At 74.5% G+C, this 25312-nt stretch carries 21 protein-coding genes; 14 read left to right on the top strand and 7 right to left on the bottom strand.

Translation table 11 applies throughout. The annotated features are described in order from the left end of the window. The first annotated feature begins 74 nt into the window (after positions 1-74). From IE249_RS09040 to IE249_RS09065, 6 genes are all read left to right on the top strand, one after another. Complete coding sequence (locus tag IE249_RS09040; protein ID WP_189704259.1) at positions 75-2468, top strand: xanthine dehydrogenase family protein molybdopterin-binding subunit; 2394 nt, start codon at positions 75-77, stop codon at positions 2466-2468. Next, the gene (locus tag IE249_RS09045) at positions 2465-3319 is read left to right on the top strand and encodes an FAD binding domain-containing protein (protein WP_189704260.1); all 855 of its coding nucleotides are present in this window, start codon (positions 2465-2467) and stop codon (positions 3317-3319) included. The genes IE249_RS09040 and IE249_RS09045 overlap by 4 nt, the downstream gene beginning before the upstream one ends. 15 nt (positions 3320-3334) lie before the next feature. Continuing rightward, the gene (locus IE249_RS09050) at positions 3335-4210 is read left to right on the top strand and encodes an AAA family ATPase (RefSeq protein WP_229857896.1); all 876 of its coding nucleotides are present in this window, start codon (positions 3335-3337) and stop codon (positions 4208-4210) included. A gap of 5 nt (positions 4211-4215) precedes the next feature. Next, entirely contained in the window at positions 4216-5445 is a 1230-nt protein-coding gene (locus IE249_RS09055) for a vWA domain-containing protein (protein ID WP_373304365.1), read from the top strand. Between the two features lie 69 nt (positions 5446-5514). Next, positions 5515-6621 (top strand): XdhC family protein, encoded by a 1107-nt coding sequence (locus tag IE249_RS09060; RefSeq protein ID WP_189704262.1) that lies wholly within the window; start codon positions 5515-5517, stop codon positions 6619-6621. Between the two features lie 28 nt (positions 6622-6649). Then, positions 6650-7390, top strand: a complete 741-nt coding sequence (locus IE249_RS09065; RefSeq protein ID WP_189704263.1) for an SRPBCC family protein — start codon at positions 6650-6652, stop codon at positions 7388-7390. Between the two features lie 306 nt (positions 7391-7696). Here IE249_RS09065 and IE249_RS09070 read toward each other — a convergent pair whose 3' ends face one another. Beyond that, complete coding sequence (locus IE249_RS09070) at positions 7697-9136, bottom strand: MFS transporter (RefSeq protein ID WP_229857899.1); 1440 nt, start codon at positions 9134-9136, stop codon at positions 7697-7699. A gap of 69 nt (positions 9137-9205) precedes the next feature. Then, complete coding sequence (locus IE249_RS09075; protein ID WP_189704264.1) at positions 9206-9715, bottom strand: metallophosphoesterase family protein; 510 nt, start codon at positions 9713-9715, stop codon at positions 9206-9208. Between the two features lie 108 nt (positions 9716-9823). Here IE249_RS09075 and IE249_RS09080 point away from each other — a divergent pair, with 108 nt between their 5' ends. From IE249_RS09080 to IE249_RS09090, 3 genes are read left to right on the top strand one after another with little or no spacing between them, the layout of a single operon-like run. Next, positions 9824-10285 (top strand): MarR family winged helix-turn-helix transcriptional regulator, encoded by a 462-nt coding sequence (locus tag IE249_RS09080; protein ID WP_189704265.1) that lies wholly within the window; start codon positions 9824-9826, stop codon positions 10283-10285. A 25-nt stretch (positions 10286-10310) separates the two neighbouring features. After that, on the top strand, positions 10311-11837 hold the full coding sequence (locus tag IE249_RS09085; RefSeq protein WP_189704266.1) for an MFS transporter: 1527 nt from the start codon (positions 10311-10313) through the stop codon (positions 11835-11837). Between the two features lie 6 nt (positions 11838-11843). Then, positions 11844-12428: a hydrolase gene (locus tag IE249_RS09090; protein WP_189704267.1), complete on the top strand. Its 585-nt coding sequence runs from the start codon at positions 11844-11846 to the stop codon at positions 12426-12428. Between the two features lie 12 nt (positions 12429-12440). Here IE249_RS09090 and IE249_RS09095 read toward each other — a convergent pair whose 3' ends face one another. Further along, positions 12441-12617 (bottom strand): hypothetical protein, encoded by a 177-nt coding sequence (locus tag IE249_RS09095; protein ID WP_189704268.1) that lies wholly within the window; start codon positions 12615-12617, stop codon positions 12441-12443. Between the two features lie 123 nt (positions 12618-12740). On the opposite strand from IE249_RS09095, the gene IE249_RS09100 reads away from it, so the two are divergent. Then, positions 12741-13994 (top strand): MFS transporter, encoded by a 1254-nt coding sequence (locus IE249_RS09100; RefSeq protein WP_229857902.1) that lies wholly within the window; start codon positions 12741-12743, stop codon positions 13992-13994. Between the two features lie 42 nt (positions 13995-14036). Here the strand turns inward: IE249_RS09100 and IE249_RS09105 are convergent, their stop codons facing one another. The 3 genes from IE249_RS09105 to IE249_RS09115 all read right to left on the bottom strand — a co-directional run bounded on the left by IE249_RS09105 (position 14037) and on the right by IE249_RS09115 (position 17313). Continuing rightward, complete coding sequence (locus IE249_RS09105; protein WP_189704269.1) at positions 14037-14405, bottom strand: DUF6479 family protein; 369 nt, start codon at positions 14403-14405, stop codon at positions 14037-14039. Between the two features lie 51 nt (positions 14406-14456). Beyond that, positions 14457-14744, bottom strand: coding sequence for a hypothetical protein (locus IE249_RS09110; protein ID WP_189704270.1), 288 nt, complete (start codon positions 14742-14744; stop codon positions 14457-14459). A 112-nt stretch (positions 14745-14856) separates the two neighbouring features. Continuing rightward, positions 14857-17313 (bottom strand): SpoIIE family protein phosphatase, encoded by a 2457-nt coding sequence (locus tag IE249_RS09115; RefSeq protein ID WP_189704271.1) that lies wholly within the window; start codon positions 17311-17313, stop codon positions 14857-14859. Between the two features lie 133 nt (positions 17314-17446). On the opposite strand from IE249_RS09115, the gene IE249_RS09120 reads away from it, so the two are divergent. Further along, positions 17447-19591: a SpoIIE family protein phosphatase gene (locus IE249_RS09120; RefSeq protein ID WP_189704272.1), complete on the top strand. Its 2145-nt coding sequence runs from the start codon at positions 17447-17449 to the stop codon at positions 19589-19591. Between the two features lie 195 nt (positions 19592-19786). Here the strand turns inward: IE249_RS09120 and IE249_RS09125 are convergent, their stop codons facing one another. Then, the gene (locus IE249_RS09125; protein ID WP_229857905.1) at positions 19787-21265 is read right to left on the bottom strand and encodes a S1 family peptidase; all 1479 of its coding nucleotides are present in this window, start codon (positions 21263-21265) and stop codon (positions 19787-19789) included. A gap of 618 nt (positions 21266-21883) precedes the next feature. Here IE249_RS09125 and IE249_RS09130 point away from each other — a divergent pair. The 3 genes from IE249_RS09130 (at position 21884) to IE249_RS09140 (ending at position 25312) form a co-directional block, all read left to right on the top strand. Beyond that, entirely contained in the window at positions 21884-22099 is a 216-nt protein-coding gene (locus IE249_RS09130; RefSeq protein ID WP_189704273.1) for a type A2 lantipeptide, read from the top strand. A 151-nt stretch (positions 22100-22250) separates the two neighbouring features. Continuing rightward, positions 22251-23057, top strand: coding sequence for a biotin/lipoyl-containing protein (locus tag IE249_RS09135; protein WP_189704274.1), 807 nt, complete (start codon positions 22251-22253; stop codon positions 23055-23057). A gap of 89 nt (positions 23058-23146) precedes the next feature. Continuing rightward, positions 23147-25312: an NHLP family bacteriocin export ABC transporter peptidase/permease/ATPase subunit gene (locus IE249_RS09140; protein ID WP_189704275.1), complete on the top strand. Its 2166-nt coding sequence runs from the start codon at positions 23147-23149 to the stop codon at positions 25310-25312.

A 25312-nucleotide genomic window follows, 5' to 3' on the forward strand; every position in this document is an offset into this window, starting at 1 on the left:
TCGGCCGCCGAGGAGACCGACGGCTCCGGGGCCGCCGACGAGCGGCGCGGCACGTCCGCCCAGGAGGTGACGGCATGACCGACCAGGCCGTCGAGCGCGAGGTCGGCAGGGCCCGGCTGCGCAAGGAGGACGCCCGGCTGATCACCGGCCAGACCAACTGGACCGACAACATCTCCGTCACGGGCCTGCTGCACATGGCCATCCTGCGCAGCCCCATGGCGCACGCCCGCCTCGAGCGCGTGGACGTCTCCCCCGCTCTCGGGCGCCCCGGCGTCGTCGCCGCCTACAGCGGCCGCGACCTCGCCGAGGGCCTCGGCTCCCTGCCGTGCGCCTGGCCCGTCACCGAGGACATGGTGCTGCCCGACCACCCGCCGCTCGCCGTGGACGAGGTGCGCCACGCCGGCGACCCGGTGGCGGTGGTGGTGGCCCGCGACCGGTACGCGGCCGCCGACGCCCTGGAGGCGATCGAGGTCGACTACGAGCCGCTGCCACCCGTACTGGACCTCGAAGCGGCGCTCGCCGAGGACGCCCCGCTGGTCCACGCCGACAAGGGCACCAACCGCGCCTACGTCTGGCCCCTGAGAACGGGCGAGGACTACGAGAGCGTCAGGCAGCGCGCGGACGTGGTCGTCAAGCGGCGCTACGAACAGCAGCGCCTCATCCCCAACGCCATGGAGCCGCGCGCGGTCGTCGTCACCCCGCTCGCCGCCTCCGGCGAGTACACCGTGTACTCCGCCACCCAGATCCCGCACATCCTGCGGATCATGCTGTCGGTGGTCACCGGGGTGCCCGAGCACAAACTGCGCGTGGTAGCCCCGGACGTGGGCGGCGGCTTCGGCTCCAAGCTCCAGGTGTACGGCGAGGAGGCCCTCGCGCTGGTGGTGGCGCGCAAGCTGGGCCGCCCGGTGAAGTGGACCGAGTCCCGCTCGGAGGGCTACCTGGCCACCCACCACGGCCGGGGCATGATCCAGGACATCGAGCTCGCCGCGACCGCCGAGGGCCGGCTGCTCGGTCTCAAGGTGGACCTGCTCGCCGACATGGGCGCCTACCTGATGCTGGTCACGCCGGGCATTCCGATCCTGGGCGCGTTCATGTACCCGGCGATCTACAAGATGGACGCCTACGAGTTCAACTGCACGGGCGTGTTCACCACCCGCACCCCCACCGACGCCTACCGCGGCGCCGGGCGCCCCGAGGCCACGTACGCCATCGAGCGGGCCATGGACGAACTGGCCGCCGAGGTGGGCCTGGACCCGGTGGAGGTGCGGCGGCGCAACTGGATCCGGCACGAGGAGTTCCCGTACACCTCGATCGCGGGACTGACCTACGACAGCGGCAACTACGAGGCGGCCACCGACAAGGCGCTCGCCCTGTTCGGCTACGACGACCTGCGCGCCGAGCAGGCCAAGCGCAACGAGCGCGGGGACACCGTGCGCCTGGGCATCGGCGTGTCGACGTACACCGAGATGTGCGGGCTGGCCCCCAGCCGGGTGCTGCGGGACCTGCGCTACTCGGCGGGCGGCTGGGAGGCGGCGAGCATCCGCATGCTGCCCACCGGCAAGGTCGAGGTGGTCACCGGCACCAGCCCGCACGGGCAGGGACACGTGACGTCCTGGAGCCAGATCGCCGCCGACGTGCTGGGCGTGCCGTTCGAGGACGTCGAGGTGGTGCACGGCGACACCAAGGTGGCCCCGCAGGGCATGGACACCTACGGCTCCCGCTCGCTGGTGGTGGGCGGCGCGGCCGTGCACCGGGCGGCCGAGAAGGTGGTCGACAAGGCGCGCAAGGTCGCCGCGCATCTGCTGGAGGCCAGCGAGGACGACCTGGAGTTCCGGGACGGGGTGTTCTCCGTCAAGGGCTCACCGGAGGCCCGCAAGACCATCCAGGAACTCGCCTTCGAGACGTTCACCTCGCACGACGTGCCCGAGGGCATGGAGCCCACCCTCAACGCCGAGCATGTCCTCGACCCGGAGAACTTCTCCTACCCGCACGGCACACACCTGTGCGCGGTCGAGATCGACACCGAGACCGGGCAGACACGTATCAGGTCCTACGTGTGCGTCGACGACGTGGGCCGGGTGGTCAACCCGATGATCGTCGAGGGGCAGGTGCACGGCGGCCTGGCGCAGGGCATCGCGCAGGCTCTGTACGAGGAGGCGGTGTACGACACGGAGGGCAACCTGGTGTCCGGCACGATGGCCGACTACCTGGTGCCCTCGGCGCCGGACCTGCCCGAGTTCGTCACCGACCGGACCGAGACGCCCGCGGCCTCCAACCCGCTGGGGGTCAAGGGCGTCGGCGAGGCGGGCACCATCGCCTCCACGCCCGCCGTCGTCAACGCGATCGTGGACGCGCTGCGGCCGCTCGGCGTGCACGACGTGCGCATGCCGTGCACACCGGAGCGGGTCTGGGAGGCGGCACGGTCGGCGAGGCGGTCCGCGGCCGCCGGGAAGGAGGGCTCGGCATGATTCCCCCCGCATTCGACTACGTACGCCCGGCCGGCGTCGACGAGGCCGTGCGCGCGCTCGCCGACGCGGGCGAGGACGCCAAGGTGCTGGCCGGCGGGCAGAGCCTGCTGCCGCTGCTGAGGCTGCGGCTGGCCTTCCCCGAGCTGGTCGTCGACGTCGGGCGCATCCCGGAGCTGCGCGGGGTGCGCGAGGACGGCGACACGCTCGCGATCGGCGCGCTGACCACGCACCACGACGTGGTCCACGACCCGCTGGTGCGCCGGCACGCCGGTCTGCTGGCCCAGGCCACCGAGGCCGTGGCCGACCCCGCCGTACGGCACCGGGGCACCCTCGGCGGCTCGCTCGCCCACGCCGACCCGGCCGGCGACCTGCCCGCGGTGGCGCTGGCTCTGGACGCCGAGCTCGTCGCCCAGGGGCCGGGCGGGCGGCGCACGATCCCGGCCCGCGAGTTCTTCGCCGACTACCTGCAGACCACCCTGGCCCCCGACGAGCTCCTGGTCGAGATCCGGGTGCCGAAGCGGGACGGCTGGGGCTTCCGGTACGAGAAGTTCAGCCGGGTCGCCCAGTCCTGGGCGATGGTGGGCGTCGCCGCGCTCGTACGGCGCGACAACGGGCACATCGCCGAGGCGCGGGTCGGGCTGACCAACATGGGCGCCACCCCGCTGCGCGCCACGGCGGCCGAGGAGGCGCTGGCCGGGGCCGGGGACGCCGGGTCGGTGGCGCGGGCCGCGGAGTCGGCGGCCGAGGGCACCCGGCCGTCCCGGGACGCCTCGGCCTCGCCCGAGTACCGGGCGCACCTGGCGCGGGTGCTCACCAAGCGGGCGGTCCTGTCCGCCGCAGGGATGGGGTGAGCGCCGATCACCGCCATGGACGGCCCCGAACAGGTGCGGGCCCGCCTGGAGGAGACGGGGTACCTCGTCGACGACGGGCTGGCCATCGCCTGCTTCCTGGCGCTCAGGCTGCACCGGCCGGTCTTCTGCGAGGGCGACGCGGGCGTCGGCAAGACGGCGCTCGCCTCCGCCCTCGCCGAGGCGCTCGGCGCCCCGCTGATCCGGCTCCAGTGCCACGAGGGCATCGACGCCTCGCAGGCGCTGTACGACTGGGACTTCCCCCGTCAGCTGCTGCATCTGCGGGCCGCCGAGGCGGCCGGCGTCAAGGACGCCGAACGGCTCGAACGCGAGCTGTACGACCGGCGGTTCCTGGTCGCCCGGCCGCTGCTCAAGGCGCTGCAGACCCAGCCGTCGGTGCTGCTCGTCGACGAGATCGACCGCGCCGACGACGAGTTCGAGGCGTTCCTGCTGGAGGTGCTGTCGGAGTTCCAGGTCACCATCCCGGAGCTGGGGACGCTGCGGGCGGAGGTGCCGCCGGTGGTGGTGCTGACCTCCAACCGGACCCGGGAGGTGCACGACGCGCTGAAGCGGCGCTGCCTGTACCACTGGTTCGACCATCCGGGCTTCGCCCGCGAACTGGCCATCGTGCGGCGGCGGTTGCCCGAGGTGTCGGCCCGGCTGGCCGAGCAGGTGACCGCGCTGGTGCAGGCGCTGCGCGCGGAGGACCTGCTCAAACCACCCGGGGTGGCGGAGACGCTGGACTGGGCACGCGCGCTGGACGCGCTGGGCGCGAGCGAGGTCGACGCGGAGCTCGCGGTCGCCACCCTGGGCTCGGTCCTGAAGTACCGCGAGGACACCGACCGGGCCCGGGGTCTGGACTTCGCGGCGGTCCTCGCGGCGCGGGGGGCGTGAGCGCCGTGGCGGGCACGGACCCCGAACCGGCCGGACGGCTCCGGGCGGACGCCGTGCTGCTCGGCTTCGCGCGGGCGCTGCGCGCCGCGGGCGCCGACACCAGCCCCGAGCGCGCGCACACCTTCCTGCGGGCGGTGGACGCCCTGCGGCCCGGTGTCCGGGCGGACGTGTACTGGGCGGGGCGGCTCACGCTGTGCGGCGACCGGGACGACCTGGAGCGCTACGACCGGGTCTTCGCCGCCTACTTCGGCACCGGGGAGGCCCCCACCCGGCCGACGCGGACACTCGTACCGCCGCGGATGCGGCTCACCCTGCGGGAGGCCCCCGCCGGGCCGCGGCCCGACGGCCCCCGGGGCGAGCGGCAGGGGCCGCCCACCGCATCGCTGGCCAGTTCGGTGGAGGTCCTGCGCCATCGCGACGTGGCCCACCTGGACGCCGCCGAGCGGGCGCAGGTGCACCGGCTGCTGGCCGCGTTCGCGCTGCGCGGGCAGCCGCGGCGCACCGCGCGCCGCAGGCCGGCCCGGCGCGGCAGGGTCGACCCGCACCGCACGGTGCGGGAGCTGCTGCGGCGCGGCGGCGAGCCCGCGCTGCTGCGGCGGCACGCCCGGGCCGAGCGGCCCCGGCGGGTGGTGCTGCTCGTCGACGTCAGCGGGTCCATGGCGCCGTACGCCGACGCGCTGCTGCGCTTCGCCCACGCGGCGGCCCGCGGGCAGCGCACGGAGGTGTTCACCATCGGCACCCGTCTGACCCGGGTGACGCGGGAACTGTCGCACCGGGACCCGGACCTGGCGATGGCCTCGGTCGCCGAGGCGGTGCCCGACTGGCGCGGCGGCACGCGGCTCGGCGAGCTGCTGCGGGAGTTCCTCGACCGGTGGGGGCAGCGGGGCATGGCGCGCGGGGCCGTGGTGGTGCTGCTGTCGGACGGCTGGGAGCGCGGCGACCCCGAGCTGCTGGCCGCGCAGATGCGGCGCCTGCACCGCCTGGCGCACCGCGTCGTCTGGGCCAACCCGCGCAAGGCCCGCCCCGGCTACGCCCCGCTCGCCGCCGGCATGGCCGGCGCCCTGCCGAGTGTGGACGCCTTCGTGGAGGGCCACAGCCTGGCGGCGCTGGAACATCTGGCGGCGGTGGTACGGGGAGCGGACACGGGCGCGGACCCCGGGGGCACCCGCGGACCTGACAAGGGCCGCTCCAAAGACGGTACGACGGCGCCGCGGGCTTCGGGGCGGTTGCCGTGAGCGGGTGGGCGCCGGGCGGTGGGGGGCGGCCGGGGCTGTCCGGTGGACGTGTGCGGGAAGGAGTGCGGCGTGCGTGAGATTCTGCCCGTGCTGGAGCGGTGGTACGCGGCTCGGGTTCCGTTCGGGCTGGCCACGGTGGTCTCGGTCAGCCGCAGCGCGCCGCGCGACCCCGGCGCGGCGATGGCGGTCGGCCCGGACGACGAGGTGGCGGGCAGCGTGTCCGGGGGCTGTGTGGAAGGCGCGGTCTTCGAGCTGGCCCAGGAGGTGGTGGCGAGCGGCGAGGCGCGCCTGGCGACCTTCGGCTACAGCGACGAGGACGCCTTCGCGGTCGGCCTCACCTGCGGCGGCGAGATCACCGTGCTGGTCCGTCCCGTCACCCACGAGTCCGATCCCGCCTTCGGCGCGGTCGCCGCGTCGGTCGCCTCCGGCGAACCGGTGACCCTGGCGACCGTGGTCGACGGGCCCGCGCCGCGCGGGGCGACCCTCGCGGTGTGGCCGCACACGGTCGTGGGCAGCCTGGGCGCGCCCGGACTGGACGTCGCCGTCACCGCCGACGCCCGCGGCGAACTCGCCCTCGGCGCCACGGGCACACGGCACTACGGGGCGAACGGTGAGCGCAGGGAGGACGCCGTCACCGTCTTCCTGCACTCCTTCGCCCCGCCCCCACGGATGCTGGTGTTCGGCGCGATCGACTACGCGGCCGCGGTGGCCCGGATCGGCGCGTTCCTCGGCTACCGCGTCACGGTGTGCGACGCCCGGCCGGTGTTCGCCACGCCGAAGCGGTTCCCGGACGCCGTGGAGGTCGTCGTGGACTGGCCGCACCGCTATCTGCGCGGCACGGACACCGACGAGCGCACGGTGATCTGCGTCCTGACCCACGACCCCAAGTTCGACGTGCCGCTGCTCGAGGAGGCGCTGCGCCGCCCCGCCGCGTACATCGGCGCGATGGGCAGCCGCCGTACCCACGACGACCGGCTCGCGCGGCTGGTGGAGGCGGGCCTCACCGACGCCGAGCTGTCCCGGCTGCGCTCGCCGGTCGGGCTGGACCTCGGCGCCCGTACGCCCGAGGAGGTGGCCGTGTCCGTCGCGGCCGAGATCGTCGCGCTGCGCTGGGGCGGCACGGGGCAGCCCCTGACCGCGACCGCCGGAGCCATCCACACGGCAGGCTCCGCCTGAGGCCGAGTGGCGAGGAGGAGAGGAAGAGATGGAGCTGCACCACGAATTCACCGTGCCCGTCCCGGTCGACGACGCCTGGCGGGCGCTCCTCGACATCGAGCGGATCGCGCCGTGTCTGCCGGGGGCCACCGTCGAGGAGTACGACGGCAAGAAGGTCACCGGCTCGGTCAAGGTCAGACTGGGGCCGATCACCGTCACCTACAAGGGGACGGCGGTCTTCGAGGAGCAGGACGAGGCGGCCCACCGCATGGTGCTCGCCGCGAGCGGCCGCGAGACCCGGGGACAGGGCACCGCCCGGGCCACCGTCACGGGCACGCTGGAGGAGCGCGACGGCACCACGGCGGTGTCGGTGCGCACCGATCTGCAGGTGACCGGCCGGCCAGCGCAGTTCGGGCGGGGCGTGATGGCGGAGGTGGGCGACCGCCTGGTGGGCCAGTTCGCGAACTGCCTGGCAGCGCGGCTCGCGGAACCGACGGCGCAAGCCGCGCCGGAGGCGGGCGCCGGTGCCGTGACGGAGGCGGGCGCCGGTGCCGTGACGGAGGCGGGCGCCGGTGCCGCACCGGAGGCGGGCACCGAGACGTCCGCCGAGGCCGCCGAGAAGCCCGCCGTCGGCACCCGCGCCCAGCCGCCCGCGTACGCCCCCGCCGAGCCGATCGACCTGCTGCGCACCGCCGGTGGGCCGGTCGCCAAGCGCGTGGCGGTGGCGGGCGGCGCGGCCGCCGCGGTGGTGTTGCTGGTGGTGGCGGTGCGCCGCCTGCGGGGCAGGTGACCTGGGGTGGCCTGCGTGCAAGGATTTCCATAGATTCCTCCCGGTTTTGTCGGCCGGGATGGTGTGCGGCGTGTCCGGGACGGGTAGGCGGCGCATCAACGGATGAGGCATGCATGGCCTCTGCAGCACATGTGCCGCACATCCCCGCTGGAAGGAGGTCCGTGACAGCGCACCATCGCAGCGCCCGGGCCGCCTCCGCGCACGGAGCGGTGGCCCGGATCTCGTCCAGAAGTCGGGAATGAGAAAGGGAAGTGTGATCCCGGGGCGGCCCCGTCGGGGTCGCCCTCCGCTGTGCGCGGCCGCCCGTCACCGCCTGCCCGGAAGCCGCACGCCCGGCAGCAGCGCGCCCGGAAGCAGCGCCAGCACCAGGAGCACGGTGGCCGCGTAGAGGCCCGCCGAGCCGAGCGCCACCGCGTGGAATCCCCGTACGAACTGTGCCTGGTCGCCGGGCTGTCCGGCGACGGCGCCGGCCACGGCGATGCCGATGGCTCCGCCGGTCTGGCGCGCGGTGTTGTTCACGGCGGAGGCCAGCCCCGAGCGGTCGGCGGGCACCGCCGCGACGGCGGCCGCCACGACGGCGGGGGTGAGTATGCCGAGGCCGGTGCCCCACAGCAGAAAGGCCGGCAGCAGCACCGCGTAGCCGGAGTGCGGCTGGGCGCGGGCCAGCAGGGCCAGGCCGGCGGCGGCGCACAGCAGTCCGGCGGCGGCCGGCAGCCGGGCCCCGATCCGGCTGGTGATCCGCCCGCCGAACGGCGCGATCAACGCGAGCGGTGCGAACAGCGGGACGACGGCCAGACCGGCGCCCAGCGCGGAACGGCCCTGCACGGACTGCAGGAACAGCATCAGCACGAACAGCGCGCCCAGCGTGCACAGGTTCATGATTCCGGCGGCGGCGTTGGCCGTGTCGAAAGCGGGCCGCCGCAGCAGCGCGGGCGGCAGCATCGCTGCCTCCCCGCGCCGTGCCTCGGCGACGCACAGCGCGACCAGGGCGACCACCGCGACCACCCCGGCGGCGACGGCCCGCGGGGCGCCGGCCCCGGACCGTCCGCCCTGGACGAAGGCGTACGTCGTGGCGAGCAGCAGCAGCGCTCCCAGCAGCAGTCCGGGCAGGTCCAGGGGCGGGGTGTCGGCGCTGCGGCTCTCGCGCACGACGGCCGCGGAGCACACCAGGGCCACCAGCACGATCGGCACGTTGACGAGGAAGACCGCGCGCCAGCCCAGCCCGTCGACGAGCAGTCCGCCGAGCAGCGGACCGGCCGGCAGGGCCAGGCTGCCGATGCCCGCCCACACCCCGATCGCCCGCGCCCGCCCGCGCTCGTCCGGGAACGCCTGCCCGATGATGGCCAGCGTGCCCGGCAGCAGCAGGGCGGCCCCCGTGCCCTGCACGACACGGGACGCGACCAGCACGGCGACGTCCGGGGCGAGTCCGCAGGCGAGGGAGCCCAGGCCGAAGACGCCGAGCCCGGCCAGCACGACACGCCGGTGACCGTAACGGTCGCCCGCCGTGCCGCTGGTCAGCATCAGCGCGGCGAGCGCAAGCGCGTAGCCGTCCACGACCCACTGGAGTCCGCCGATGTCCGCGCCGAGGCCCGAACCGATCCGGGGCAGCGCGACGTTGACGATCGTCACGTCGAGCAGCACCAGGAAGTACCCGGCGCACATCACGACGAGGACGGTGCGGGGCGAGCCGGTGGGCCGGGCCGGGCCGACGACCCGCCTCAGGAGCGTTGCCGGTGTGTCAGCCATGACTCCACGAGTACCACCGGGGTCTGACACTCCCGTCCGGATCGGCGGCGCGCAGGGACCCGCCGGCTCCTACGTCGCTCGGCGTGGCGGGAGCCGGTGCAGTTCGACCTCGGTGAGCCGGCCGCCGTCGACGGTGGCCGTCATGTAGGTGCAGTACGGCTGGCGGCGGCGGTCGGTGGGCGAGCCGGGGTTGAGCAGGCGCAGCCCGGAGGGCGCGGTGGTGTCCCAGGGGATGTGGCTGTGCCCGAAGACCAGGACGTCCAGTCCGGGGAAGCGGGCGGCGCAGCGTGCCTCGCGGCCCTGGGCGGGCCCGGTCTCGTGGACGGCGCCGAAGCGCAGCCCGCCGAGGTCGGCGTGGGCCACCTCGGGCAGACGGGCGCGCAGCGCGGGTCCGTCGTTGTTGCCGTAGACGCCGACGAGACGGCGACTGCGGCTCTCCAGCAGGTCGAGAGTGGCGGTGTCGACCCAGTCCCCGGCGTGGAAGACGACGTCCGCGCGCGGGATCTCGTCGAGCAGCGGCGCGGGCAGTTGCTTGGCGCGCTTGGGGAGATGGGTGTCGGACATCAGCAGCAGGCGCACCAGGTCAGCGTACTGCCGGCGAGCCCGCGGGACCTCTCCGGATGATCTACAGGTAAAACTGTTCAGCCTGGGCTGGACAGTTTTGGCTTACGGTTCTACGGTGGCCGTATGGATCACGAGACCGGCGAGGCGCCCGAGGGCGTCTCCTCCTCCGCCGCCCGGGCCGCGCGCGACCTGCGCGTGGTGTTCAGCCGGCTGCGGCGGCGCATCCGCGAGGTCGCGCAGGACGAGGACCTGACGCCGTCGCAGGTCTCGGCGCTCACCCTGGCCGGCAAGCACGGGGCCGCCACGGCCAGCGCCCTGGCCGCCGCCGAGGGCGTGCGCCCGCAGTCGATGGCGACCACGCTGTCCGCTCTGGAGCAGCACGGACTCATCCGCCGCAGCCCCGACCCCGACGACGGCCGGCGCCAGCTGGTCACCCTGACCGAGACCGGCCGCGAGCGCATCGAGGACAACCGGCAGGTCCGCGCGGAGTGGCTGGCCCGCGCCCTGGAGGAGCGGTTCACGGAGGCCGAACGGCGCACGCTCCTGGAGGCGCTCGCCCTCATGGATCGGCTGACCCGCCCGTGACCCGCGCGACCCCCGGGGCGCGCACGTGATCCCCCGGATACCCCGGCCCAGCCGCACCGCGCGCGGCGCGGACCGGCCGAAGCCGGCGGGATTCGACCGCCGGCTGATCGCCCCCATGGTCCTCGGCTCGGTCCTCAACCCGGTCAACTCCTCCATGATCGCCGTGGCCCTCGTCCCGATCGGTGCCGCCTTCGGCGCGTCCCCGGCGCGGACGGTCTGGCTGGTCTCGGCGCTGTATCTGGCCACCGCCGTGGGACAGCCCGTCATCGGACGGCTGGTCGACATGTACGGTCCCCGCCGGCTCTACCTCGTGGGTACGTCCCTGGTGGGCGTCGCGGGTCTGCTGGGCGCGCTCGCGCCGTCGCTCGGAGCGCTGATCGGGGCGCGGGTGCTGCTGGGGTTCGGGACCTCGGCGGCGTATCCGGCGTCCATGCAGCTGACCCGGCGTGAGGCCGAACGGACCGGGCAGGACAGCCCCGCGGGTGTGCTGACCGCGCTCGCCGTCGCCAACCAGACGGTCGCGGTGGTCGGCCCCGCGCTCGGCGGGCTGCTGATCGGCGCCGGCGGCTGGCGCGCGGTGTTCACCGTCAACGTGCCGCTGTCGGCGGCCTGTCTGGTCCTCGGTGGCCTCCGCCTGCCCAGGGAGCCCCGGGCCGCCGCAGGCGACCGCCGTGAGGTGGACCTGCCCGGCATGGTGCTGTTCGCCGCGATGCTGGTGGCGCTGATGCTGTTCCTGATGGCCCCGCGCTCGGACCATTGGTACCTGCCCCTGCTCGCCGCCGTCGCGGCGGCCGCGTTCGCCCTGCGGGAGCTCGGGACCGCGCGGCCGTTCGTCGACCTGCGGGTGCTGGGCGGCAACGTGCCGCTGCTGGTCACGTATCTGCGCCAGTTCCTCGGCTACACCACGTCCTACGCCTTCATGTACGGCTACACGCAGTGGCTGGAGCAGGGGCGCGGGCTCGGCGCGTCCACCGCGGGACTGGTGCTGCTGCCGCTGTCGGCCACCGCGCTCACCGTCTCCACCCTCACCGGGCGCCGCGAGGCGGTGCGGACCAAGCTGGTGGCGGGCGCCTGCGTCCAGATCGCGGCCTGCGCGTTCCTGCTGCTGGTCGGCTCCGGCAGCGGCCTGTGGATGCTGCTCGTGGCCGGGGTCGTGATGGGCGTGCCGCAGGGGCTGATCGGCCTGGCCAACCAGAACGCCCTCTACCGGCAGGCCGATCCCGCGCGGATCGCGTCGGCCGCCGGGCTGCTGCGCACCTTCATGTACCTCGGCGCGCTGGGCGCCTCCGCCGCCACGGCCGGGTTCTTCCCGCACCGCGCCGACACCTTCGGGCTGCACGGCCTGGCCCTGTTCATGGTCGCCGGATCGACGCTGCTCCTGGCGACCGTCCTGCCCGACCGCACCCTGCGGAGCCTCACTCCCCCGGCCCCCGTGCCTGCGGCGGCCCAGCCGGAATCCCGGCCCCCGCACGCACCACAAGAGCCCCGGCGATCCCGACACCCGCAAGAACCACGAGAGTCACAGGACTCGAGCGAAACCCGAAAGGCCTGACCCCCCATGGCAGTCACCGCCCTCGACCCCCGCACCGCCCTCGTGGCGATCGACCTCCAGGCCGGCATCGTCGGCGCGCCGACCGCGCCGTACTCCGGCACCGAGGTCGTCTCCCGCACGGCCGAGCTCGCCGACGCCTTCCGCGCCCGCGATCTGCCCGTCGTCCTCGTACGGGTCTCCTTCGCGCCGGACTTCGGCGATGTCCCGCCCGGTCGCACCGAGGCGCCGCGCTCCGGCGGCGGCCGGCCCGAGGGCTGGGACGTGATCGTGCCCGAACTCGCCGGTCACGCGGGCGACATCACCGTCACCAAGCACAACTGGGGCGCCTTCCACGGCACCGACCTCGACGTGCAGCTGCGGCGGCGCGGCGTCACGCAGATCGTGCTGACCGGCATCGCCACCAGCATCGGCGTGGAGTCCACCGCGCGGGCCGCGTACGAGCACGGCTACCACGTCACGCTCGCCACGGACGCCATGTCCGACCTGGACGCGGAGGGCCACCGGGGTTCCGTGGCACGGGTGTTCCCGCGCCTGGGCGAGACGGGCACCACCGCGGAGATCCTCGAACTGCTGGCCAAGACCCACTGCTGAGGCTCGGGAGGGTCAGTCCTCGCCGCGCACGATGTTCGACTCGGAGCCCACGCGGTCCCGGTCCGGGCCGCCGCGGCCGCCGACCGCCGGTACGCAGGTGCGCACGTGCTCGCGCCGCAGCCGGCGGGCCTTCGCCCAGCCGGTCTCGGGGCTCTCGACTGCCGGTTTCTCACTGATGTGGGCGGTCACGACGCCTCATCTTCCTTCTGCGTCCGGTCCGGTGCGGTTCTCGGCGGTCGGGTCCCCTCGCGCGAGGGCCGCAAACCCGCCCCGCGTACCGCCCGGCGCCTGCGGTGGCGGACACTGTCGGGCGTGGAGACGGAACCGGCCGGCGAGCTCGGGACGACGCCACGGGCCCGGATGGGCGCGTGGCGGTTCGTGGTGTGGTTCGGCACCGTCAGCCTGCTCGCGGACTTCGTGTACGAGGGCGCCCGCTCGGTCACCGGGCCGCTGCTGTCCTCGCTCGGGGCCTCGGCGCTGGTGGTCGGCGTGGTCACCGGCGCGGGCGAGGCGGCGGCCCTCGGGCTGCGGCTGGTGTCCGGGCCCCTGGCCGACCGGACCAGGCGCTTCTGGACCCTGACCATCTCCGGCTATCTGCTCACCGTCGTCTCGGTGCCGCCGCTCGGCGTGGTCGGCACCCTGTGGGCGGCGTGCGCCCTGGTGGTCGCCGAACGGGTGGGCAAGGCGGTGCGCTCACCCGCCAAGGACACCCTGCTGTCCCACGCCACCGCGGCGACCGGACGCGGCCGGGGCTTCGCCGTGCACGAGGCGATGGACCAGGTCGGCGCGCTGATCGGCCCGCTGACCGTCGCCGGGGTCCTCGCGCTGACGGGCGGCTCCTACGGACCGGCGCTGGGCGTTCTCGCCGTACCCGGGGTCGCCGTGGTCGGGCTGCTGCTGTGGCTGCGGAGCCGGGTGCCCGACCCGCGCCGCTACGAGGACGGGGCACAAGCCTCCCCGGAGGCGACAAAGGCCCCGGCGACCAGGTCCACCCCGGCGAGTGCGGCCGCCCGGGCGAGGCGGCTGCCGACGGCGTTCTGGACGTACGCGGCGTTCACCGCGGCCACCACCGCCGGCTTCGCCACCTTCGGCGTGCTCTCCTACCACCTGGTCCAGCGCCATCTGCTGGCACCGGCGTGGGTGCCCGTGCTGTACGCGGCCGCGATGGCCGTGGACGCGGTGGCCGCCCTGGTGACCGGCTGGTTCTACGACCGGCACGGGCCCGCCGTGCTCGTCGTCCTGCCGCTGCTCGCCGCGCTCGTACCGGCGCTGGCCTTCACGGACGCGGTCACGGTCGCGGTGGCCGGGTCGCTGGTGTGGGGGGCGGCGCTGGGCGTGCAGGAGTCGACGCTGCGCGCCACGGTCGCCGACCTGGTCCCGCCGGGACGACGGGCGACGGCGTACGGCGTGTTCGCGGGGGTGGTGGGCGGCGCGAGCCTCGTGGGCGGGGCGCTGACGGGCGCGCTGTACGGGGTGTCGGTCCCGCTGCTGATCACCGTCGTGGCCGCGGTCCAGGCGCTGGCCCTGGCACTGCTCGTGTTCACGGGCACACGGCGCCGCCGCTGACCGCGCCGGTCCGGTCACGGCCCTCGCGTACCGCCGGTCCGGTCACTTGCCCCCGGTGCCGCCGCTGCCGAAGGAGCCGCTGGAGCCGTCGTCCCAACGGGGGCGTGACTGGTCCTCGCTGCGCCTGCTGCCGGAGGAGCTGAGCTCGTGCGGGGTCAGACGGCGGCCGGTCTCCTCGGCGCGGGGGACCTCGTCGGGCTCGCGCCGCTGCTGGGTCTCGTGGACCGGTCCGGACTCGGGCAGCGTGGGGTGCTCGCCGCCGCGCGGGGTCCTCGGCTCGCGCTGCTTGACCTTGATGCCGAGACCGATCGCCCACACCAGGGCGGCGGCGATGATCAGACCGCCGACGACGATGACGACGATCCCGAAGGCCGAGCCCGCGGCGAGTGCTTCGTACCGGGTGGTGTCCATGGACCACGGGTACCCTGCCGCGGCCACCGGATACGTGCCCGGTGCCACGGCCTACGCCTCGGCGCCCTCTCCGCCCTCGCGTGCCGCCCGGGCCACCTCGCCCTCGACCTCGGTGCGCGGGCGTCCCTCCTGGCCGGCGTACTCGTTCAGGGCGGTGCTCAGATCGCGGTCCAGGTCGCGCCAGGCCCGCAGCGCCGTCTCGTAGGTCTCGCTCTGGGCTCCGGTCCAGCGCGCCTGCGCGGGCGGACCGTAGGTGCTGCGCAGCTGCTTGACCCGGGTGTGGGCCTCGTCGGCCGCGCGCTTCTTGGCCACGAGTTCTTCGAAGGTGGTGTGCGACACAGCCCAGGACCCTAAGCACGGCGGGCCCGGCGGCGGCTCAGACCTGCCGTCGCGGGCGCGCGGCGCACCCGTGTGGCGGGTCGGCCGCGGTGTGCGCCGGGGGGCGGCCGGGTCAGCGGCCCAGCACCATCTCGCTCCACACCTGCTTGCCGCCGCTGACCGGCAGGCTGCCCCACGCCGCCGACATGGCCTCGACGAGGAGGATGCCCCGTCCGCCGGTGGCCTCCCAGCCGATGCTGGTCGGCTTGATCGGGGTGCGGGGCGAGCTGTCGGCGACGGCGACGCGCAGGCGGTGGTTGACGAGGGTGATGTCGAGGCGGACCTGGCCGTCGGTGTGCACCAGGCCGTTGGTGACCAGTTCGGAGACGATGAGCAGGGCGGCGTCGATGTCGTCGTCGCCGACGCCCCACGAGCGCAGGGTGCGCCGGGTGAAGCGGCGGGCGTGCCGGACCGCCTCGGGCACCCGCCACACCGTCCAGCTCTCCCGCAGCGGGCGTACGGCCAGACCGTCGTAGCGCATGAGCAGCAGGGCGATGTCGTCGCTGCGGCCCGCGCCGGTCAGCAGGGCGTCGGCGACCAGGCCGAGGTGGGCGGGGTCGACGGCGGCCAGGTCCTCGGCGAAGCGGTTCATGCCGTCGTCGATGTCGGCCTGGGGCGACTCCACCAGGCCGTCGGTGGTCAGCGCGAGCACGGTGCCGGGCTGGAGCCTGAGCGGGGTCATGGGGAAGTCGGCCTGGCTCAGCACCCCGAGCGGGGGGCCGCCCTCCGCCTCGGCGATCTCCACGCTGCCGTCCGGGTGGCGCAGCACCGGTGGCAGGTGCCCGGCGCGCACGCACCACGCCGTGCCCTCCTCCATGTCGGCATCGACGTAGGCGCAGGTGGCGAACAGGTCGGTCTCCAGCTCCAGCAGGAGCCGGTTGGCGTGCGAGACGACCACGTCCGGGGGGTGGCCCTCGGCCGCGTAGGCGCGTAGCGCGGTGCGCATCTGGCCCATGAGGGTGGCGGCGGCGGCGCTGTGGCCCTGGACGTCCCCGATGACGAAGGCGACGTGGTTGTCGGGCAGCGGGATGACGTCGTACCAGTCGCCGCCGACCTCCAGGCCCGCCGTGGCGGGCAGGTAGCGGGCCACGGCCTCGGCGCCGGGCAGCTTGGGCAGGCGGCGGGGCAGCAGGGTGCGCTGGAGCATGCCGACGAGTTCGTGCTCGGCGTCGAAGGCGTGGGCGCGCATGAGGGCCTGGCCGGCGAGGCCGGCCGAGGCGGTGAGCAGGGCGCGTTCGTCGGGGCCGAAGTCGTGCGGGGTGTCCCAGCCGATCAGGCAGGCGCCGGCCATCCGGCCGCCGGCGGACAGCGGCAGGACCGCGAGTCCGCCGGGGCCGACCTCGGCGAGCGCGGGCTCCAGGTCGGTCCCGGCGGGCCAGATCTGGGCGCGGCCCTCGCGCAGAGCGGCGGCGAGGGTGGGCATGGCCCGCACGGGCGCGTCGGGCCATTCCGTACGCCACTCCAGGCGCCACAGCTCGGGCCAGGCCTCGGGTTCGGGCGGGTCGAGGACGGTGACGACGAGCCGGTCGTTCTCCAGTTCCGCCAGGGCGATCCGGTCGGCCTGCAGAGGCTTGCGCAGGGCGCCGACCACGGCCTGGCTGACGTCGCGGACGGTGCCGGCGGTGGCCAGGGCGGCGGCGAGCCGCTGGACGCGGGTGACGTCGGTGACGCCGCCGGCCCGCATCGTCGAGGCGTCGGCGACGGTGCCGACCAGGCGGGCGGGCCGCCCCTCGCCGCCGGGCAGCAGCCGGCCGCGCAGCCGCAGCCACCGGGGCGGCGCGTCGGGCTGGAGGATGCGGAACTCCAGCTCGCGCTCGCCGATGGACATGTGGTCGGCCTCGACCACGGACATGAGCGAGGGCAGGTCCTCGGGCACCGTCAGTGACAGCAGCGTCTCGACCTTGCCGTCGAAGTCGCTGCGGCCGATGTCGAACAGGCGCAGGATGTCGTCGCCGACATCGACCCGCCCGGTGTCCATGGCGAGACTGAAGGCTCCCGGCGGCAGCTCCTCGCCGTGCGCGGCCTCGGCCGGGGCGGGGCAGGCGACGGCGTGGGCGACGAGTTCGAGGCACTCGCGGTCCTCGCTGTCGAAGCCGCCCGGGCTCTCGGTGACCGCGACCAGGCAGCCGCCCTCGCGCCCGTTGAGCGGGACCACGGCGAGGAAGACGTCCCCGGCGGGCATGCGGCGGGAGTCCGCGCACTCGGCGAGCTCCTCGGGACCGAGCCACACGGGCCGCCCGGTGCGGCGGGCCTCGGCGGCCGGGGACCGGCCGGCCAGCGGATAGGCGTCACGCAGTCCGTACAGCGTGCGCGGCACGCCCGCCGACTCCGTCAGGCACAGCAGATCCCCGCCCTCTCCGCACGTGTAGACGGCGGCGAAGGCGGCGCCGGTGAAGACCAGGGCCTGCTCCAGGACGCGGCGCAGTCGGTCGCTCGTGGCCGGCTCGGAGGTGAGCGTCTTGAGGGCAAGTTCGGCTCGCAGACTCTTCGTTCTGCGTGCCGTAGCGCCCTCACTGACCACGTTCGCCATTACAGCGCGTATCGGCCGCCTGCGCAGCCCCTGTGACGGTTCCGTGGAGTTCCGGCTCGCCGTGCGCCGTGGGCCGTCCGGGTGGAGCCTTGACCCGGGGGGCCTTCGCACGGGCGGGCGAGGAGGTGTGGGCGTGGCCGAGGGGCAGTGGTCCGGGCGGCCGTCCGCGGGCGCCCGCCGGGCGGTCGACCGGCCGGTGCTGTCCCTTGCGCTGGCCTCGATGATGGACGAGGTGCACGCGCACTCCGGGGCGGTGTACCTGCTCGCCCCCGACCAGCAGGTGCTGGAGATGACGGTCATGGCGGGCATGCCCAGGGCGTTCGCCGCGCCCTGGGAGCGGGTCGGGCTGAGCGCGCCGATCCCGGTCGCCCGCGCGGTGCGCGAGCGGCGGCTGGTGTGGGTCGGCGGCGAGGAGGAGATGGCCCGCCGCTATCCGCGCATCGCGGTGGTGCTGCCGTACCCCTTCGCGCTGGCCGCGCTGCCCGTGGCGACCGCGCGGACGGCGTACGGTGCGGTCTTCGTGACCTGGCCGGGATCGCACCCGCCGGTGCTGTCCGACTGGGAGCGGGAGCATCTGAGCGCGGCCTGCGACCGGCTGGCGCTGCGGCTGGAGCGGGCCGCCGCGGAGAGCCGCCCGGTGCTCGCGGAGCCCGATCTGCTCGCCACGCCCCCGTCCGGCGGGCTGGCCGGCACGCTGGGCTCGGTGGAGGCGGCCCGCATGGCGGCCCGGCTGCCGTACGGGCTGGCCTCGCTCGATCTGCACGGCCGGGTCTCGTACGCCAACGCGGCCGCCGCCGACCTGCTCGGCCTGCCGGTGGGTGAACTGCTCGGCACGCGGCTGTGGGCCTCGGTGCCCTGGCTGAACGACCCGATGTACGAGGACCGCTACCGGGGAGCGCTGATCAGCCAGCAGGTCACCTCCTTCGTCGCGCTGCGTCCGCCCGCCGACTGGCTGTCGTTCCGCATGTATCCGAGCACCACCGGCCTGAGCGTGCGGATCAGCCGGGCCAGGGCGGTGACGGAGCTGGGCCGCAACCCACCGCCGTCCGCTGTGGGGCCGTCGAGCCTGGTGACGATCTCGCGGGTGCTGAGCCTGGCGGGGGCGCTGACCGAGGCGGTGGGCGTGCAGGACGTGGTGCGGCTGCTCGCGGACGAGGTCGTCCCGGCCGTGGGGAGCCAGGCCCTGGTGATCCTCGGCTCGGAGTCGGGGCGGCTGCATGTGCTCGGGCACCGCGGCTACGGGGGGCCGGGGGCGGTCGAACGGTTCCACGGGATGCCGCTGAGCGCGCAGACCCCGGGGGCACACGTGCTGTCCACCGGGGTGCCCGCGTTCTTCGACTGCCGGCAGCAGCTGGAGCGGCTCTACCCGGTGCGCCGGGAAATCCCGGACGGGTTCGCGGCCTGGGCGTATCTGCCGCTGATCGCCTCCGGGCGGCCGGTGGGCACCTGCGTGCTCGCCTACACCGACCGGCATCCCTTCCCGGCGGACGAGCGTGCCGTCCTCACCAGCCTCGGCGGGCTGATCGCGCAGGCCCTGGAGCGGGCCCGGCTCTACGACGCCAAGCACCGGCTGGCGCACGGGCTGCAGCAGGCGCTGCTGCCGCACTCGCTGCCCACGGTCCCGGGTTTCGAGGCGGCCGCCTGCTATCTGCCGGCCACCCAGGGCATGGACATCGGCGGTGACTTCTACGACCTGGTGCCCACCCGGCCCACGGCGGCCGCCGTGATCGGGGACGTGCAGGGGCACAACGTCACGGCGGCGGGGCTGATGGGGCAGCTGCGCACCGCCGTGCGCGCGTACACGACGGTCGGCCAGGAGCCGCAGGAGGTCATGCGCAGCACCAACCGGCTGCTGATGGACCTCGGGGTGGAGCTGTTCGCCAGCTGTCTCTACCTGCGGCTGGACGCGGAACAGAGCTGTGCCGTGATGTCCAGGGCCGGGCATCCGCCGCCGCTGCTGAGACGGCCGGACGGCCGGGTACGGGTGCTCGACCTGGCCGGGGGGCCGCTGCTGGGGATCGACGCGGCGGCGACGTATCCGACGACCCGGGTGGACCTGGCTCCCGGTTCGGTGCTGGTCCTCTACACCGACGGGCTGGTGGAGTCGCCGGGCACGGACATCGAGGACTCGCTGGCGGAGCTGGGCGACCGGCTCGGCCGGGCCGGTGACGTGCCGCTGGGCGCGCTGGCCGACTGCCTGGTGCGCCACTCGGCGGCCGCTCGGGAGCGGATCGACGACGTGGCGGTGCTGCTGCTGCGGGCTCGCGGGGACGACTGAGCGGAGCCGTCCCCGCGAGGTTCGTACGGAGTGGTCCGGTCCTCCCGCCGGAGGACCGGACCGCTCCACCGGCCGGCCGGGAACCGCTGGTGTCTGGCCGGCCGGTGGCTGGGGAGGGGGAGGCGGCCGAGGGGAGACGGCCGGGCCCGGGGGCCCTTGGGGGTCCCCCTCCTCAGGGACCGCCGGTCCGGGGCGTCACTCGCCCTGGGAGATCCCGGAGCCGTTGGACACGCCGGACCCGTTGTTCGCACCCGAGCCGTTGGACGCGCCGGACTGGTCGGAGGCACCGGCGCCGGACTGGTCGCCCGGGGACGCCGTGCCCGCGCCCGACTGGTCACCGGGGGACGCCGTGCCCGCACCCGACTGGTCGCCACCGGCCTGCTGGCCACCGCCCTGCTGCTGGCCACCCTGCTGGTCGCCGGCGCCGTTTCCGTTGCCGGCGCCGTTTCCGTTGCCCGCGCCCGCGCCGTTGCCCGCGCCGTTTCCGTTGCCCGCGCCCGCGCCGTTGCCCGCGCCGTTTCCGTTGCCCGCGCCGAGGGTCGCTCCGGTCGCCTGGAGCGCGGCGGTCACCGGCTGGAAGAAGGTCTCCCCGCCCTGGGTGCAGTCACCGCTGCCGCCCGAGGTGAGGCCGACCGCGCCGCCGTCCTGGGTGAACAGGGAGCCGCCGCTGTCGCCGGGCTCGGCGCAGACGTTGGTCTGGATCAGGCCGTTGACGGTGTCGACGCCGCCCGGGTTGGTCTCGCTCTGGAAGTTGACGGTGGCGTCGAGGCCGGTCACCTGGCCGTTGTGCAGACCGGTGGTGCTGCCCATGCGGAACACCGTCGAGCCCACGGTCGCGTCGGCGGCCTGGGTGATCTTCACGGTCTGCCCGTTGCCGACGTTGACCTCGCTCGGGGCCTGCGTGTTGGGGTCGTTGTACTTGACGAGGGAGAAGTCGTTGCCGGGGAAGGTGGCCTGGTCGACCGTGGCGACCGGCTGGCCGTTCTGCGAGTCGGACCACTGCTTGGCGGCGACACCGCAGTGCCCGGCGGTCAGGAAGGCCGGACTGCCGTCCGAGGCGGTGACGTTGAAGCCGAGGGAGCAGCGCACGGTGCCACCCTGGGCCTGGGCGAAGATGGCGTCGCCGCCCGAGGCGAAGGTCTTGAAGGTGCCGGCGGACTTCTTCAGCGTCGCCATGCCCGAGCCGAGGCCCTGCACGGTGGACTGGAGTCTGTTCCACTTGGCGCCGGTGACCGTGCTGTCGGCGGTGACGACGACCTTGTTGGTGCGCGGGTCGACGGCCCAGGAGGTGCCCGGGATGGTGGCCTTGGCCTTGAGCGTGCGCGCGGCCGACTTCAGGGACGCGGTGCTGTTGGCGACCTGGCGGACCGCGGCGCCGGCCTTCTTCGCCTGTACGACCACGTTGTTGTTGTCGCCGCCCACCACGTTCACCACGAGCTGCTGCTTGGCGCCGTCGTAGTACGCGCCCGCGAAGGAGTCACCGAGGGTCTTGGCGAGCTGCGCGGCGAGGCTGGAGGCGTCCGTCGCCTTGAACGTCCGGGGGGTGGCGTTGTCCGCGGCGCCGCCGTCCTGGGAGGCCATGGCGTTGGGGAGCAGCATCGCCGCCGCGCCCAGGGCCACCACGCTGCCCGCCGCTATCGCGGCCTTGCGCTTCGGAATTCGCTTGTGACTCAAACTTCTCGACCTCCTGGGGACGGGGTCTGCGCCGCCGTCCGGCGGCTGGTTTCGGGGACGCCTGGATGGCTGTTGGTACGCACGTGCCGCGCGGGGCGTTCAATCGCCTTCGCCAACTCCCGGTGCGGGGAACCGAATCGGCCGGCTGAGGAGCCGTCACACGGCGTCACGGAGCGCGACCGCGCCACAACCCCCGGTCGCGGTCCGGTAGTGGAATCCCGGCTTCAGCGAATCTGCACGTTCACTGCTCAACGAGGTCACCGCGTGCGGAGGATCTGCACAATCGCGCGCCCCCCTGCAGGACTTTGGCGACAAGTGCCGGATTCGGCCGCGGGGCGGCAAGGGGGCGGGTGCGCCGATGCGGTGCGGCATGTGAAGAAGTGGCTGGCAAGCCGTGCCCGATCCTGCACGGATGATGTCGGCGGATCGATAAGTTGCCTGGTGAGAGCCCTGGTTGAGTGGAATCGCCGGCGCGTGGCGTGCTTTGATCCATCGCACCGCGGGGCCCCCGCCGGGCGCTTGGGAATCTGGCGTCCGGCGCCCGCGGTCGCGGCCGTCCTGTCCCCAGAGGGGGCCGCTCCCCCCTTGTGAGATATCCATACGAAGGGAAGTTCCATCATGAACTCCACCCCCCAGGTTGAGACCGTCGAGATCTCCGACGCCGAGCTCGACAACGTCTCCGGCGGTCTGTCCGTGAACGCTCTGGGCACCGCCACCGGCCTGGTGGACGGCGTTGCCCCGGTGTCCGGCCTGGCCGACACGGCCATCGGCACCGTCGAGGGTGTGACCGGCCTGAACGTCGCCCCGGTCACCAACCTGGTCGCCGGTCTCTGATCGAGCCGCGTTGCCGCCGAGTCCCGGAGCCGGATGCCGGTTCCGGGACTCCCGGGTGCCGCCGTGCGCACCCTTCCGCTCCCCCGCGCGCACCCTTCCGCTCCCCGCTCTCCCGCCCCCTCCGTACGTCCGCACATCTGAGGGATGGACCGTGCAGTTCCGCCAGCAGGCCCTCGCCAAGCTCCAGTCGCCGGAGGAGCTCGACCTCCCGGTGCGGCTCGCCCGCCCGCAGGGGTGGCTCGTGCTGTCCGTGACGCTGGTGGCGATGGCGGCCGCCTGCGTGTGGGCGGTGACGGGCTCGGTGGCCTCCACGGTCTCGGCGCCGGCCGTCCTGACCCACGGCCAGGGCAGTTACCTGCTGCAGAGTCCGGTCGCCGGCCAGGTCACCGCGGTCTACGCCGAGGAGGGCGAACGCCTCGCCGCCGGCGCGCCCGTGCTGAGGGTGCGCACGGACCGGGGCGAGCGGGTCGTCCGCGCTGTCGCCGCGGGCCGGGTCACCGCGCTCGCCGCCGGCCTCGGCCGGATCGTCTCCACCGGCGCGGACCTCGCCGCCGTCGAGAAGACCGCCCACGCCTCCGATCCGCTCTACGCCACCGTGTACGTGCCGGCCCAGAGCGCCGCCGCCATCCCCGCCGGCGCGCCCGTCGACCTCACCGTCGCCTCCGTGCCCGCCCAGCGGTACGGGGTGCTGCGCGGTCATGTGAAGTCGGTGGAACGCTCGGCGCAGTCGGCGCAGCAGATCGCCGCGTTCCTCGGCGACGCCCAACTGGGCGAGCAGTTCACCAGGAAGGGACGGCCCGTCGCCGTGCTCGTACGGCTCGACGCCTCCGGCGCCACCAGGAGCGGCTACCGCTGGTCCTCCACGGACGGACCGCCGTACCACCTGGACTCCATGACCATGGCCACCGCCTCCGTCCGCCTGGCCGACCAGCGCCCCGTCGACTGGCTGCTGCCGTGAGCGCCGTACGGGAGACCCCGACACCACAGTCACCGCGGTCCCGGGAGTCCCGCGGCCGCCGGCGTGCCGCTCCGCCGCCCCGCCGGCCGGTGCCCAAGGGGCGGGGCGGAACCGTACGCACCCCGACCGTGCTCCAGATGGAGGCCGTGGAGTGCGGCGCCGCCTCGCTCGCCATGGTGCTCGGCCACTACGGCCGTCATGTGCCGCTGGAGGAGCTGCGCATCGCCTGCGGTGTCTCGCGGGACGGCTCGCGCGCGAGCAACCTGCTGAAGGCGGCCCGCGGTTACGGCCTGACCGCCAAGGGCATGCAGATGGACACCGCCGCCCTCGCCGAGGTCGCGGCACCGGCCATCCTGTTCTGGGAGTTCAACCACTACGTCGTCTACGACGGCATGGGCCGCCGCCTCGGGCGGCGCGGGGTGTACGTCAACGACCCCGGCAAGGGACGCCGTTTCGTGCCCATGGAGGACTTCGACACCTCCTTCACCGGCGTGGTGCTGGTGATGGAGCCCGGCGAGGGGTTCAGCAAGGGCGGCCGCAAGCCGGGGATCCTGGGCGCCCTGCCGGCCCGGATGCGCGGCACCGCGGGCACCATGCCGGCGGCGATGCTGGCGAGCCTGCTGCTCGTCGCGGTGGGCGCGGCGGTGCCCGCGCTCAGCCGCACCTACATCGACACGTACCTGATAGGCGATCAGACCTCGCTGCTCGGCGTGCTGTTCGCGTCGATGGGCGCGTGCGTGCTGCTCACGGTGGTGCTGACCTGGCTGCAGCAGGCCAACCTGCTGCGCGGCCGCATCATCTCCTCCACCCTGGGCGGGGCCCGCTTCCTGCGCCATCTGCTGCGGCTGCCGGTGACGTTCTTCGCCCAGCGCAGCCCGGCCGACCTGGTGCAGCGGCTGCAGTCCAACGACCAGGTGGCCGAGACGCTGGCCCGCGACCTCGCGGCGGCGGGCGTCGACGCGGTCGTGGTGGTGCTGTACGCGGTGCTGCTCTACACCTACGACCCGCAGCTGACGTTCGTCGGCATCGGCGTGGCCCTGCTGAACGTGGTGGCGATGCGCGTGGTCGTACGGCTGCGCGCCACCCGTACGGCGAAGCTGCGCGCGGACACCGCCCGGCTCACCAACACCGCGTACACCGGGCTGCAGTTGATCGAGACGATGAAGGCGACCGGCGGCGAGGACGGCTACTTCGCGCGGTGGGCGGGCCAGCACGCCACGACGCTGGAGGAGCAGCAGCGGCTCGGAGTGCCGGGCGCCTGGCTGGGCGTGGTCGCGCCGGCGCTGGCCACCTTCAACAGCGCGCTGATCCTGTGGATCGGCGGGATGCGGGCGGTCGAGGGGCACATCTCGGTCGGTCTGCTGGTGGCCTTCCAGGCGCTGGTGACCCGCTTCACCGCCCCGCTGACCCGGCTCAACGGGGTCGCGGGCCGCATCCAGGACTTCGCCGCCGACGTGGCCCGGCTGAAAGACGTCGAGAACTTCCGCACCGACCCGCTCTACGCACGCCCCGGGCCCGGCGACTCCACACGCCGCCTGCACGGCCATGTCCAGCTGGAGAACGTCGCCTTCGGCTACAGCCCGCTGGACAAGCCGCTGCTGACCGGCTTCGACCTGACCGTGGGGCCGGGGCAGCAGGTCGCGCTGGTCGGCGGCTCTGGCAGCGGCAAGTCCACCGTCTCCCGGCTCATCTCCGGCCTGTACGCCCCCTGGGAGGGCGTGATCCGCATCGACGGGCAGCGGCTGGAGGACATCCCGCGCGGGGCGCTCGCCGCGTCCGTCTCCTTCGTGGACCAGGACGTGTTCCTCTTCGAGGGCACGGTCCGCGACAACGTGGCGCTGTGGGACCCCTCCGTCCCGGACGAGGCGGTGGTGGAGGCGCTGAAGGACGCGGCGCTGTACGACGTCGTCGCGCGCCGGCCCGGCGGCATCCACGCGCGCGTGGAGCAGGACGGGCGCAACTTCTCCGGCGGGCAGCGCCAGCGCCTGGAGATCGCCCGCGCGCTGGTGCGCAGGCCGAGCATCCTCGTGCTCGACGAGGTGACCAGCGCGCTGGACGCGGAGACCGAGCTGGTGGTGATGGACAACCTGCGGCGGCGCGGATGCGCCTGCGTGGTCATCGCCCACCGGCTCTCCACGGTGCGCGACAGCGACGAGATCGTCGTCCTCCAGCACGGTCAGGTGGTCGAGCGGGGCCGGCACGCGGAGCTGGTGGCGCGCGGCGGGGCGTACGCGGCACTGGTCAGGGAGCGGTGA

It is taken from the genome of Streptomyces anandii JCM 4720, assembly GCF_014650655.1.
In the GTDB taxonomy this organism is placed as follows: Bacteria; Actinomycetota; Actinomycetes; order Streptomycetales; family Streptomycetaceae; genus Streptomyces; species Streptomyces anandii.

Coding starts and splice junctions, on each gene's coding strand:
- IE249_RS09050 (WP_229857896.1), top strand. CDS start 3,335: ATGGACGGCCCCGAACAGGTGCGGGCCCGCCTGGAGGAGACGGGGTAC.
- IE249_RS09045 (WP_189704260.1), top strand. CDS start 2,465: ATGATTCCCCCCGCATTCGACTACGTACGCCCGGCCGGCGTCGACGAG.
- IE249_RS09115 (WP_189704271.1), bottom strand. CDS start 17,313: ATGGCGAACGTGGTCAGTGAGGGCGCTACGGCACGCAGAACGAAGAGT.
- IE249_RS09070 (WP_229857899.1), bottom strand. CDS start 9,136: ATGGCTGACACACCGGCAACGCTCCTGAGGCGGGTCGTCGGCCCGGCC.
- IE249_RS09040 (WP_189704259.1), top strand. CDS start 75: ATGACCGACCAGGCCGTCGAGCGCGAGGTCGGCAGGGCCCGGCTGCGC.
- IE249_RS09090 (WP_189704267.1), top strand. CDS start 11,844: ATGGCAGTCACCGCCCTCGACCCCCGCACCGCCCTCGTGGCGATCGAC.
- IE249_RS09130 (WP_189704273.1), top strand. CDS start 21,884: ATGAACTCCACCCCCCAGGTTGAGACCGTCGAGATCTCCGACGCCGAG.
- IE249_RS09105 (WP_189704269.1), bottom strand. CDS start 14,405: ATGGACACCACCCGGTACGAAGCACTCGCCGCGGGCTCGGCCTTCGGG.
- IE249_RS09080 (WP_189704265.1), top strand. CDS start 9,824: ATGGATCACGAGACCGGCGAGGCGCCCGAGGGCGTCTCCTCCTCCGCC.
- IE249_RS09065 (WP_189704263.1), top strand. CDS start 6,650: ATGGAGCTGCACCACGAATTCACCGTGCCCGTCCCGGTCGACGACGCC.